This is a genomic window from Sorangium sp. So ce590 (assembly GCF_051521365.1).
Classification (GTDB): Bacteria; Myxococcota_A; Polyangia; order Polyangiales; family Polyangiaceae; genus Sorangium.
On the sequence record NZ_CP150346.1, the window covers coordinates 11514952 to 11527003 of the forward strand.

The 12052-nt window shown below is 71.6% G+C and carries 10 protein-coding genes; 7 read left to right on the plus strand and 3 right to left on the minus strand.

Annotated features, from left to right (window positions below; genetic code table 11):
• The first annotated feature begins 227 nt into the window (after positions 1–227).
• From WMF28_RS43760 to WMF28_RS43775, 4 genes are all read left to right on the plus strand, one after another.
• Complete coding sequence (locus WMF28_RS43760; RefSeq protein WP_437599696.1) at positions 228–641, plus strand: hypothetical protein; 414 nt, start codon at positions 228–230, stop codon at positions 639–641.
• On the plus strand, positions 635–2725 hold the full coding sequence (locus tag WMF28_RS43765; protein ID WP_437599697.1) for a M20/M25/M40 family metallo-hydrolase: 2091 nt from the start codon (positions 635–637) through the stop codon (positions 2723–2725). Before WMF28_RS43760 ends, WMF28_RS43765 begins: the two co-directional genes overlap by 7 nt.
• 56 nt (positions 2726–2781) lie before the next feature.
• Complete coding sequence (locus tag WMF28_RS43770) at positions 2782–3807, plus strand: formylglycine-generating enzyme family protein (RefSeq protein ID WP_437599698.1); 1026 nt, start codon at positions 2782–2784, stop codon at positions 3805–3807.
• A gap of 201 nt (positions 3808–4008) precedes the next feature.
• A complete protein-coding gene (locus tag WMF28_RS43775; RefSeq protein ID WP_437599699.1) occupies positions 4009–4500 on the plus strand; it encodes a hypothetical protein in 492 nt (163 codons plus the stop codon).
• 701 nt (positions 4501–5201) lie between these two features.
• Here WMF28_RS43775 and WMF28_RS43780 read toward each other — a convergent pair.
• Positions 5202–6116: an NAD(P)H-binding protein gene (locus tag WMF28_RS43780; RefSeq protein ID WP_437599700.1), complete on the minus strand. Its 915-nt coding sequence runs from the start codon at positions 6114–6116 to the stop codon at positions 5202–5204.
• Positions 6117–6137: 21 nt separating this feature from the next.
• Here WMF28_RS43780 and WMF28_RS43785 point away from each other — a divergent pair, with 21 nt between their 5' ends.
• Positions 6138–6428 carry a hypothetical protein gene (locus WMF28_RS43785; RefSeq protein ID WP_437599701.1) on the plus strand — a complete coding sequence of 97 codons (291 nt, stop codon included), beginning with the start codon at positions 6138–6140 and terminating at the stop codon, positions 6426–6428.
• 61 nt (positions 6429–6489) lie between these two features.
• Here the strand turns inward: WMF28_RS43785 and WMF28_RS43790 are convergent, their stop codons facing one another.
• Positions 6490–7941: a hypothetical protein gene (locus tag WMF28_RS43790; protein ID WP_437599702.1), complete on the minus strand. Its 1452-nt coding sequence runs from the start codon at positions 7939–7941 to the stop codon at positions 6490–6492.
• An 802-nt stretch (positions 7942–8743) separates the two neighbouring features.
• Here WMF28_RS43790 and WMF28_RS43795 point away from each other — a divergent pair.
• On the plus strand, positions 8744–9289 hold the full coding sequence (locus WMF28_RS43795) for a hypothetical protein (protein ID WP_437599703.1): 546 nt from the start codon (positions 8744–8746) through the stop codon (positions 9287–9289).
• Positions 9290–9308: 19 nt separating this feature from the next.
• Here the strand turns inward: WMF28_RS43795 and WMF28_RS43800 are convergent, their stop codons facing one another.
• The gene (locus WMF28_RS43800; RefSeq protein WP_437599704.1) at positions 9309–10301 is read right to left on the minus strand and encodes a fatty acid desaturase family protein; all 993 of its coding nucleotides are present in this window, start codon (positions 10299–10301) and stop codon (positions 9309–9311) included.
• 190 nt (positions 10302–10491) lie between these two features.
• Here WMF28_RS43800 and fumC point away from each other — a divergent pair, with 190 nt between their 5' ends.
• Positions 10492–11892, plus strand: coding sequence for a class II fumarate hydratase (gene fumC, locus WMF28_RS43805; RefSeq protein ID WP_437599705.1), 1401 nt, complete (start codon positions 10492–10494; stop codon positions 11890–11892).
• Positions 11893–12052: the final 160 nt, after the last annotated feature.

The following is a 12052-nucleotide window of genomic DNA, read 5'->3' on the forward strand; positions in this document are numbered from 1 at the left end:
GCGCGCGGCCGCGCCGCGCTCGGCCGCGCGATCCGGGGGCAGGAGGCCCGGGAGCTCTCGAGGGAGGTCGTCCTCCCCGGGGATCCCGGGCTTCCCTGTTTTTGTTCGGGCTGCGCGGCCGAGGCGATGTCCAGCGCGCATCGGGCTGGCCGGAGCGCCGGGTGTCCGGCGCGTGTCGGGCTGGACAAAACGCACGTTTCGGAAGAGTGTTCGCGCCGAGGTGCATCGTGGCTACCTGGCGTGATGAGCTCATCGAAGCCGTGAAATCGAAGGCGGAGCGCGAGGCGGAAGAGCTCGCGCGGCACAAGAAGCGGGTCGCCGAGGCGCTCGCGGCCGCGGAGTCGGCCGTGTCGCATGGGGCCGAGTCGCTGAAGTTCGCGCACGAAAAGCTGCAGGAGAAGGGGCAGCCCGTCGTGCTCTCGCAGGAGCCGGACAAGCACCGGATCGCGTTCGGCGAGTTCAGCCTGGCGCTGGAGCTCCTGCGCGACTCCGCGATCGTCCGGGTGACCTTCGGCGACGGCAAGCCGCGCGAGTTCGACTTCGCGAAGGACCGCCACATCGCGCCCGCCGACGTGGAGGAGTACATCGGCCGCCGCGCGCTCGAGCTGGTCCGCGCGGCGCAGAAGGCCGCGCCGTGGTGAGCGCCGAGCGCGCCTCGGCCCGTCCGACGCGCGCGGTGGGGCTCCGTTGCGGCTTCGTCGCGGGCCTGCTCGCCGCGCTCGCGGCCTGCGCGCCGCCGGCCGTGCCGCCCCGCGGGGCGAGCGCGCCGCCGGCCTCGCCGTCGGCCGCCGCCGTGGCGCCCTCGGCGCCGGCCTCGATCGACCTCGACCCCGCCGCGGAGGCGCGGATCAAGGCGGACGTCGCGTACCTCGCGTCGCCCGAGCTCGCGGGGCGCGGTACGGGCGAGCCGGGGGCCGAGCTCGCGGCCGATTTCATCGCGCGCCGGTTCGCCGAGCTCAAGATCTCGCCGCTGGGCGGGCAGGGGAGCGACGCGAAGGCGTACCGGCAGGTGTTCGACGCGCGGGTGGGCGCCGACGTGGCGCCGGCGGCGCTCGCGGTGCAGCGCGCGGGCCGGAAGCAGAGCGTCGAGGCCGGCAAGCTGGTCACGGCCGACGGGAGCGCGAGCGGCACGGTCACGGGGGCCGCGGTGCTCGTGGGCCATGGCGTGACCGCGGCGGCGCTCTCCTGGGACGACTACGGCGGCCGCGACATCGAGGGGAAGATCGCGATCGTGCTCGACGGCGTGCCCACGCTGGGCGGCGGCGCGGAGGCGACGGCGCACGCGGGGCCCGCGAAGGCCGGCGCGGCGCACGCGGGGACCGCGCAGGCCGGCGCGGCGCACGCGGGGACCGCGCAGGCCGGCGCGGCGCACGCGGGCCCGCACGGCGCAGCCGCGCACGCGGATCCGCATCACGCGCCGTCTCCGCGGCCGGCGGACGCGCTCCGCGACTTCGGCAGCGTCCGCTACAAGCTCCGCACCGCCCGCGAGCACAAGGCCGCCGGCGTGATCCTTGTCGCGGCGGGCGACGAGCTCCCGCGGGTGCCGGACGATGCCGCGAGCATGGGCATCCCGGCCGTGATGATCACGCGCTCCGCGGCCCGGGCGCTCTTCCCGACGGCCGGGCTCGCGCCGCCGGCGAAGCCCGCGGCCGCGAAGCAGGCCGCCGCGAAGGCCCCTGCGCCGAAGCCGCTCGACGGCATCACCGTCGAGATCACGACCCAGGTCACCCCGCGAACGGCGCCGGCGTCGAACGTGATCGGCCTGCTCCCGGCGCGGGACGGCTCCCCTCACGCCGGCGAGTACGTCGTCGTCGGGGCGCACTACGATCACCTCGGTCACGGGGGCAACGCGTACTCGCGCGCGCCCGGCGTGCACGCGGTGCACCCGGGCGCCGACGACAACGCCTCGGGGACCGCGATGCTCCTGGAGGTGGCGCGGCGGTTCGCCTCGCTCCCCGCGCGGCCGGACCGCAACCTGCTGTTCATCGCGTTCGGCGCCGAGGAGATCGGCACCATCGGCTCGCGCCACTTCGTCGATCACCCGCCGGCGCCGCTCGGGGGGATCAAGCCCGTCGTGGCCATGATCAACGCGGACATGGTGGGCCGGATGCAGAACGACAAGCTCCTCGTCGACGGCCTCGGCACCTCGCCCGACTGGAAGCCGATCGTGGACGACGCCGCCCGCGGGCTCGGCCTCGCGCTCGAGTTCGGCGCCGAGGGGTTCGGCGCGAGCGATCACACGTCGTTCACCGCGTCGCGCGTCCCGGTCGCCTTCCTGTTCACGGGCGCCCACGAGGACTACCACCGGCCGAGCGACACGGCGGACAAGATCAACGCCGCGGGCGTCTCGCGCTGCGCGGTGCTCGCGGCGCGGATGGCGCTCGCCCTGTCGCAGCGCGACGCGCGGATGGCCTTCACCGATCCGCCCGCCGATCCTCACCGCGGCGGGCGCGGCGGCTTCCGGGCGTCGCTCGGCACGCTGCCGGACTACGTGTACCAGGGGCCCGGCGTGAAGCTCACGGGCGTGCGGCCCGACGCGCCGGCCTCCCGCGCCGGGATGCAGGCGGGGGACGTGATCGTGCGCATCGGCGCCCACGCGGTCACGAACATCCACGACTTCATGTTCGCGCTCGGCGATCTCGAGCCGGGCCGCGAGGTCGAGATCGAGGTGGATCGCGGCGGCACCCGCGTGCCGCTCAAGGTCATCCCCGCCCCCGGCCGATGAGCCGGGGCCCCCGTCGCGCCGCGCCGCCGGCTGCTCCTCGTCGACGGCGCGGGGCCGTGCGCCGGCCCAGCGCGGGGTGCCTCGCCTTGCTGTGGAGCCTCGCGGCCGCGCTCCTCGCCTGCGATCGCCGCGAGCCCGCCCCGACCGACGCCGCGGTCCCCGCGAGCGCCGGCGCAGCGGCGGACGCCGAGCCTGCGCCACCTGACGACGCCGCCGCGGAGCTGCCCGACGCCGCCACGGAGCTGCCCGACGCCGCGGCGGCCCCGGATGGCGCGACAGCGGAGCCGCCGCCCGACGGCGGCTCGTCGGACGCCGGGCTGCCTGGCAGCTCCGAGGGGTGCCCGGACGACATGGTCCTCGTCGACGGCGACTACTGCCCCCTGGTCCAGCAGATCTGCCTGGAGCACCACAAGGAGTTCCTGAAGGACCAGGCGAGGCGGACGAACCCTTACGGCGAGACGGAGGGCTCGACGAGCGTCAGCGAGCGCTGCCTCGAGTACAGGCAGCCGACGGCGTGCCTCTCGAAGAAGCGCTCGCCGATGCGCTACTGCGTCGACCGGTACGAGTGGCCCAACGAGAAGGGCGAGCTCCCCGCGCTGCTCGTCTCGTGGCGCGAGGCCGCCAAGGCGTGCGAGGGCGCGGGCAAGCGCCTCTGCACCGAGGACGAGTTCAACTTCGCCTGCGAGGGCGAGGAGATGCTCCCGTACACGTACGGGTTCGCGCGCGACGCGACGAAGTGCAACATCGACCGGCCCTTCCGCCAGCGCCAGCTGACGCTCTACCGCTACGAGCGGTGCATGCGGCACCCCGAGTGCAAGGCGGAGCTCGAGCGGCTCGATCAGCGCGTCCCTGCCGGCTCGATGCCGGCGTGCGTGTCGCCGTTCGGCGCCTACGATCTCAACGGCAACATCAACGAGTGGGTCGTGCGGCCGGGCCGCAAGTCGCCGGACCGGAGCGGGCTCAAGGGCGGCTGGTGGGGCCCGATGCGCGGCCGCTGTCGCCCGACGGTGGGGTTCCACAAGGAAGAGGATTACGGGTACGAGCAAGGGTTTCGTTGCTGCAAGGATGCGGCTCCGCGGTGAGCGCGCGGTGGCGCCTTCATTTTGAGGGGCGCGTGGCCGCCGACCGGGGGTACGCTCGCCTCCAGCGGGCCCGCGGCGCGGCGCTCGCCGGCGAAGGGCCTGCGGTTGCTCCTCCGGGGGGCCAGGGCTCAGATCTCAGCGGCGGGTCGACCCGGCCCGTTGCCTACGCGGGGGAAAGCCCCGCATCTGCGGGAGACCTTGATGAAGCGATCCATGTGGTTCACCAGCGCGCGCTCGGCTGCGGCGGTCGTCCTTGCTCTCGGGGGCCTCGGGCTCCTGTCCTCCGCGTGCCGGGGCAGCGAGGCCGAGGATCCGTCGACCCAGCAGCAGAACGCCTACAACCAGCAGCCTGGCTACCAGCAGCCTGGCTACCAGCAGCCCGGGCAATATCAGCAGCCTGGGCAGTACCAGCAGCCTGGGCAGTACCAGCAGCCCGGCCAGTACCAGCAGCCCGGGCAATATCAGCAGCCTGGGCAGTACCAGCAGCCGGGCGCGCCCGCCCCGACGACGACGGCGCAGCCGAGCCCGCTCGCGCTCCCGTGTACGAACGACATGGTCTGCGGCACACACAAGTGCAACACGGCCCTGGGCAAGTGTGCCTTCCCCTGCGCCGCGAACACCGACTGTGCGGCGGGCTTCTCGTGCATGGGCGCCGGCTCGGCGACGGCGATCTGCGTCCCCGGCGGGCAGTAGGGAGCGGCTGAGGCCGGCCGCGCGAGGTGCGCGGCGGCGACCGGAGATCCGCAGGAGCCGCCTGTCGCGCCATCCCAGGGATCGGCTCGCGCCGAGGCAGCTGGCAGCCTCGCGGCAACCGGATCCGGTTGTGCCAGGGCAGCTGGCAGCCTCGCGGCAACCGGATCCGGTCGTGCCAGGGCAGCTGGCAGCCTCGCGGCAACCGGATCCGGTCGTGCCAGGGCAGCTGGCAGCCTCGCGGCAACCGGATCCGGTTGTGCCAGGGCAGCTGGCAGCCTCGCGGCAACCGGATCCGGTCGCCCTGGGGCAGCCGAGCTTGCCTCCGGCATCGGATCCGGTCGTGCCAGGGCAGCCGAGCTTGCCTCCGGCACCGGATCCGGTTGTGCGGGATAGCTCAGCTACCTGCCTGCGACCGGACCCCGTCCCGCCGGAGCAGCAGCTGCTCCGCATCCGAGCTGCTCCGCATCCGGAACCCCGGACAGACGCGGCCCCCGCAGAACGGCTTCGCCAGCGCTTGCGTACTTCCTACATCGGTCATCCATCGGCCCCGGCGACGCGCGCCGTCGAGTTCGTGTACAGCGCGCCGCAGTCGGGGGGCGCGTGTTCTACTCGCGCGGGATGGAGCTGGAGCTCCAAGGAATGGGAGCACGACTCAGGGCGGCGCGGCGGCGGACGGCTCCACCGTTTCGCGGGAGAAACCATCAAGCGAACAGATCGGGGCGCTGGGCGACGAAATCGCGCACGGTCGACGCGGGCCGCCCGAGGATCGCCTCGACGTCGTGGGTGAGGCGATCGTACCGATTGTCGGCGTGGAGGCGGGCCATGGTCGCGAGGTGCTCGAAGAGGTGATCGGGCAAGCCCCGACTCCGCAGCTCTTGATCGCGCCACGCTTCGAACGGGACGTCGACATAGTTGACGGTGCGATGGAGCGCATCTCCGTACTCTGCCGCCATGGCCTTCATGTCCAGCGATCGCGGCCCGGTCAGCTCGTATACCTTGCCGACGTGCGCCGTGGGGCTCGCCAGGATGGTGGCCACGACCTCTGCCACGTCGCGCGCGGCGATCGGCGAGGTTCGCCCCGCCCCGAAGGGGAGCCGGATCGTGGCGTCCGCGGCGATCGACTCGGCGGCCCAGGTCGAGAAGAAGGGGTTCTCGAGGAAGACCGTGGGCCTCACCTCCACGACGGGTAGGCCTGACCAGCTCAACACCTGCTCGGCGAGCCAGTGCTGGCGCTGCTGGGCAGAATCCGTCATATGGGTCAGGCTCATCTGCGAGACGGTCATCTGTGAGATGTTCACCAGCACCTCGAGGTCGCCGCGCGCCCGCGCGACGGCCGCGGCGAGGACCGTCGCCTCCAGGTAACGCGTGGACACGCTCATGCCGAAGTACATGCGCCGGCAGCCCTCGAGAGCGCGCGCGACGTCGGCGGCGCGGGTGAGATCGCCGATGACGATGTCCGCGCCGGTCGCTCGCAGCGGCGCGACGCGCTCGTCCTCGCGGTGGACGAGCGCTCGCACCGGCAGATCGCGCCGGCGCAGCAGCTCCACGATGGTGCGACCCACGCCGCCGATGCGGCCCGCGGCGCCCGTGACGAGGATGGAACCGGCCGTGGACATGAGCGCTCCCTCCAGCGCTCGGTGAGCGCTGGAAGCATCCATAGCTACCGCGTTCTCCGCGGCAAGCTGGCGATCCGGCCCGGCGAGGCAGCGACCGCGAGATCAGGCGCGTCGGAGCGCGTCGCCCTCCTCGTGTGCGCAGACCTAACGCCGACGCCGCCAGCTCGCCGGGCGGTTCGCGACGCGAAGGCGGTGCGGGAGAGCATCGAGCGGCTGCTCGACCCGAATTTCGATCGCGCGGCGATCGCGCGCGGCGAGCCGCTCGCGTCGGGCGCGAAGGCCGCCGCGGCGCACGCCTTCCCGTTCCTCTGATTGGGCGGCGAGGGCGCCTGTCGGGCAGGACGAGCGTGTCATCCCCCGCCCCGAGGCGGCGTCACTCCGCCCCGCCCTCGGATTCAGGCGGCTCGGCGCGGAAATGGCTCACGGCCTGAGCGCCCGCGGGCGCCTCCGGCGAGGCGGCCGGCCTGCGCTGGGCCGCGCCTGCGCACTTGTCGCTCCCCATGGCGAAGCTCCAGATGCTCGTCCAGAGCATGTCGAACTGGCTCTGATCGAAGCTGGATCGGGACTGGAAGAGGTCGTAGCCGCCGTAGTTCGGGTCGGTCCCGTCGCCGTCCTCCGGGCTGATGAATCGATAGTGGCCCATGACGTCGGCGTGATCGGCGTCGACAAGGAAGCTCTGCGACGCGTCCGGATAGACCATCGATACACAGTTGACGATCCCGTCGTTCATCGCCGGCGCGAGCGGCTCGAGCCGGGTCGGGTCGTCGAGCCGGGGGACGGCGCAGGGCGGTCCGAGGGCCGTGACCACCTCCGGATTCGTGATGTTGGCCGTGATGCCGTAAAAGATGCCAAAGGCGCCGAGGAACGCCCCGCCGGGATCGAGCTTCGCCCGGGTGACGATCGACCGGAGCGCGACGCCCCTCCGCTTGTAGTACCTGCTCAGGTCCTCCTCGACCTCCGCCCCGAGCTGGCTGGCTCTCCCCGCCTGTCTCGCGCTCTCGATGCAGCCCACGAGATCGCGCGGCCAGGCGCCGACGCCGCTCACGGGCTGGCCCGCCGCGAGCTGGCCTTGGCCTGCAGACGACAGCGGATCGAGATCCCCGAACACGTCGGCGTCCTCTGCGACGTGCAGCAGCCAGCGGAGCACGTTGTAGTACTCACCGCGCGCCTCGGCCCTGGCGAGGCCGTCGCACTCCGTGGCGTGGAAGCGTTCGAGCGTGTCGAGGGCGGCGCGGAAGATGCCGTCCGAGTAGCCGAGCGTCCGCAGGAGCGTCCTGATGTGGCGGGCCACGGCGCTCGCGTCCCTCGGGCGAGCCGCGCGGAGCCACAGGTGGAGGAGCGCGGCCGCGCCCGTGACGAGCGGCCTCCTCCGACGGAAATAGTGGGCGAGGTTCGTCCCGCGGTGCGGCGTCGAGAGGAACTGGATCGAGCAGATGCTCTCGAGGATGCTCTCCGCCGGGACGCCGTAGACCCGCTCGTGCCGCTCGCTCGCGGAGAGGAGCAGGAGCATGAGCGTCTTGATATCCCTGCCGCCGGTCGAGTGGCCCACGAGATGGAGGCTGTCCCGCTGGCCACGGCCGGCGTTCTCGTGGAACACCCCCTGCCTGAACCGATCCGCGAGCCAGCGGAGGAGCCCCTGCGCGCGGGTGTCCACGCTCGCCGTGGGCAGGTTCGGGAAGCAGTGCACCGAGAGCGGGCCCAGATAGGGCCCGGTGTCCGTCTTCCGGAGGACCTCGGTGACGCCGCAGTAATAGATGACCGAGCCCAGGATATCAAAGCCGGCAAAGCCGGGCACGAGCACGAGATGGCTTCTTGACTGACTCATGCCTTTCCCTCCCACATGGAACAGCCGGGAAGGTTAACGAAGCATCATAGTTCGGGGCAAGCGGAATCGTGGCGCTCGTGAACGACCCGAGGTTTCGGTCTCCACGCCGGCACGATAGCCCTTGATGCCGTCCAAGTCGTACGAGCGCGCAGGCTTCTGGCGATCTGCGCCGAGGCGGGGGCGCCGGGCAAGGCGCTGCGTCGTCGGGATACGCCGCCACGTGGAAGCTGCGCAGGTTGTAGAACGGGATCCCCGGGAGCTTGTCCGTGGTGTCGTAACACATGAGGTCGGCGTCTCCACGCGCGCTCTCGGCCCGCACGAGGCGACCCTCGCGATCGTAGCCGAGGCGGTTCAGCTCGCCGTTCGGACGGCCGCTCGCGCAGACCTCGTGCAGGCCTCCTATTTGTGCTCGCACGGCGAGCGCCAGGACGGCGAGATCCGAGGGTTGCGGAGAGGGGCCAGCTGTCGGTATGGTGCCACCATGCGCCCACTTAGGAGCTATCCAGTGCACAAGTTCTACTTCGTCCTCTCCGCTGCCTTCCTCGCGACCTTTGCGGCATGTTCGGATGAATCCGGTTCGAGCGGTACGAACGGGGACCCGGCCAGCAGCAGCGCTTCGACCAGCGGCGCTTCGACCAGCGGTGCCGGGGGCAGCGGCGCGTCGGGGAGCTCGGGCGTCGGAGGAGGCGGGGCTGGTGCGACGGGCGGATCGGGTGGCGCAGGCGAGGGCGGCACCGGGGCAGCAGGCGGGCCCGATGCCGGGTCCGGCGGGGACCCGGGCGGCACAGCGCTGGGCTTCTTCGTGTCCACCCCGAGCGACAGCGGGGGTGATCTGGGAGGGATCGCCGGCGCGGACGCGACTTGCCAGGCGCTGGCAGCCGAGGTGGGCGCCGGCAGCCGCACGTGGCGCGCGTACCTGAGCACGAGCACGGAGGATGCTCGTGATCGCATCGGGCAGGGGCCCTGGGTCAACGCCAAGGGCGTCACGGTGGCCGCCACGCTCGCGGAGCTGCACGCGCTGCCCGGGGGCAACGTGGACCTCTTCGTCGATCATCAGGGCAAGCCCATCAATGGTCAGTGGGCGGGCTCTCCCACGCCCAACGAGCACGACGTGCTCACCGGCTCGGCAGCGGACGGCACGGCCCTGGCCGACACGTGCAACGACTGGACGTCGTCCACCGCCACGCCCGGGCCGCAGGTGGGGCACGCCGACGGCCTCGGTCCGGGCATGAACGGCGCACCCCCCTACAACTCGTGGAACTCCGTGCACGCTCCCGCCGGCTGCAGCCAGCAGCAGCTCGTGGCGGTGGGCGGCGCCGGCCGGTTCTACTGCTTCGCCGCGGACTGAGAGCCGCTCCGAGCCCGGCTCAGGCGGTCACGCCGGGCTGGATCCCGTTCAGCGCCATCATCTTCTGCCGCTCGGCGTCCTTGTTGATGTCGCGGTACCGCTCGTCGAGCTTCGCGATATCGAGCCTCAGGATACGGCCGTACAGCGCGAAGGCGATGCCGACGATCGACGGGTGGCAGGCGGACTTCACCCGCTCATCGTAGTGGGGATACGCCGCCACGTGGAAGCTGCGCAGGTTGTAGAACGGGATCCCCGGGAACTTGTGGTGCTCGTTGTGGTACGTGACGTTGTTCCAGAGGAAATTCGTGACGTGCGCCCGGGTCCCGTAGGTGCGCGAGCTGTACGCGTCCTCCCCCGGGAGCATCTCGTAGTGCTCGATCATCGAGGTCGCGCTGGCGAGGATCGCGCCGAAGACGAACGGCAGGACGTAGAAGAAGAAGAACACCTGCCACGGCATGACCCAGAAGAAGAAGGCCATGAGGCCGTAGAAGCCGAGGAGCTCCAGGTTCATCCTGACGCGCTGGAGCGACGACAGCCGCTTCACGTACCGCGCCATGCAGCCGAGGAAGTAGAGCGGGTAGGCGAACGTGTAGACCGCGAGGAGCAGGAGCTTCGCGAGGACGGGGTTCCGCGTGTAGTCCGTGACGACGAAGTTGTCGACGTCAGGGTACGTGTTCGCGATCTTGTGATGATGAAGGTGGTAGTTCGTGTAGAGCGTCACGCTCATCCCGGTCGGCGCCCAGCAGAGCAGGGCGATGAGGTACGAGACGGGCTTCGAGCGCGAGCAGCTGCCGTGGACGGCGTCGTGCGCGACCGCGCCGAGGCCACGGACGAGGTTGGCGATCACGAACGAGCACGCGACCCCGATCGGGATGGCGAGCGCGTGGTGCTGCGTCGCGTACAGCACCCACGTCAGCGCGGCCCAGATGCCGAAATGAAGCGGTATCTTGAGCAGGTGAATCGGGTTGCGCTTGTAGGCAGCCTGCAGCAGCTCCCGCGGTACCGTATCCATGCCGGCCATACTGATCTCCGTGTTTCTCGCGCGTGCGCGGCCCGGAACTTCGCAAAAAAAGGGCGAGAAAACAAGAGCACGCCCGCTTTTTACCCCGGGGCGCGAAGGCTTTTACGCAGGGGCGCGCAGGCGCCGTCGACCGGACTTCGCGCCGCTTGAGGGGCGCGTCCACCGCCGCTAAGACGCGGCGATGGGGACTCGCATCGAAAAGGACAGCTTCGGGCCGATCGAGGTGCAAGCCGACCGCTACTGGGGGGCGCAGACGCAGCGCTCCCTCGAGAACTTCCGGATCGGCGGCGAGCGCTTCCCGCGGGAGATGATCGCCGCGCTCGCGACGGTCAAGAAGGCGGCCGCGCTCGTCAACCGCGACCTCGGGCTCCTGCCGGCCGACAGGTGCGGGCTCATCGCCGCGGCGGCCGACGAGGTGATCGAGGGGAAGCTCGACGACCATTTCCCGCTCGTCGTCTGGCAGACGGGGAGCGGCACCCAGACCAACATGAACGTGAACGAGGTCATCGGGAACCGCGCGATCGAGATGAGCGGCGGCGTGATGGGCTCGAAGTCGCCCGTTCACCCGAACGACGACGTGAACCGGTCGCAGAGCTCGAACGACGTGTTCCCGACGGCCATGCACGTCGTCGCCGCGCTCCAGATCGAGCGCCGCCTGCTCCCGGAGGTCCGGCGGCTCCGCGACACCCTGGCCCAGAAGAGCGCGGCGTTCGCCGACATCGTCAAGATCGGCCGCACGCACCTGCAGGACGCGACCCCGCTCACGCTCGGACAGGAGTTCTCCGGCTACGTGGCGCAGCTCGACGCCGGCGTCGCCGCGATCGAGCGGGCGCTCCCGCCGCTCCACGAGCTCGCGCTCGGGGGCACGGCGGTCGGGACGGGGCTCAACGCCCACCCGGAGTTCCCGGCGCGGGCGGCCGCCAAGATCGCCGAGCTCACCGGGGCGCCGTTCGTCACCGCGCCGAACAAGTTCCAGGCGCTCGCGTCGCACGACGCCCTCGTCGCGGCGCACGGCGCCCTGAAGACGCTCGCCTGCAGCCTGAACAAGATCGCGAACGACGTCCGCTGGCTCGCGAGCGGGCCGCGCTGCGGGATCGGCGAGATCACGATCCCCGAGAACGAGCCGGGCAGCTCGATCATGCCGGGCAAGGTGAACCCCACCCAGGCCGAGGCGATGACGATGCTGTGCGCGCAGGTGCTCGGCAACGACGTCGCGGTCGGCGTCGGCGGGGCGAGCGGCAACTTCGAGCTCAACGTGTACAAGCCGCTCATCATCCACAACGTGCTGCAGTCGATCCGGCTGCTCGCCGACGGCTGCGCGTCGTTCGACGAGCACTGCGCGCGCGGCATCGAGCCGAACCGCGAGCGGATCGCGCGCAACGTCCGCGAGAGCCTGATGCTGGTGACCGCGCTGAACCCGCTCGTGGGCTACGACAACGCCGCGAAGATCGCCAAGAAGGCGCACGCGGAAGGGAGCACCCTCCGCGAGGCGGCGCTCGCGCTCGGGCTCCTCGACGCGCGGACGTTCGACGAGGTCGTGAGGCCGGAGCGCATGATCGGCCCGTCGGCGGACAAGGGATGATCGTGGCGCGGGACGACCGCGCTTCTCCGCGAGCTCGCGAGCGCGCGAGTTCTCGTGTGAGTGCGCGCGTTTTCGTGCGAACGCGCGCGTTTTCGCGCGAGCGCGCGCGTTGACACCCTGTCGCGTCCTGGGATAGACGAACAGCGCCTGCCAGCGGCGC

Bases quoted from the DNA above. Each gene is read 5' to 3' on its own strand.
- WMF28_RS43800 (WP_437599704.1), bottom strand. From the start codon at position 10,301: ATGGATACGGTACCGCGGGAGCTGCTGCAGGCTGCCTACAAGCGCAAC.
- WMF28_RS43780 (WP_437599700.1), bottom strand. From the start codon at position 6,116: ATGTCCACGGCCGGTTCCATCCTCGTCACGGGCGCCGCGGGCCGCATC.
- WMF28_RS43790 (WP_437599702.1), bottom strand. From the start codon at position 7,941: ATGAGTCAGTCAAGAAGCCATCTCGTGCTCGTGCCCGGCTTTGCCGGC.
- WMF28_RS43775 (WP_437599699.1), top strand. From the start codon at position 4,009: ATGAAGCGATCCATGTGGTTCACCAGCGCGCGCTCGGCTGCGGCGGTC.
- fumC (WP_437599705.1), top strand. From the start codon at position 10,492: ATGGGGACTCGCATCGAAAAGGACAGCTTCGGGCCGATCGAGGTGCAA.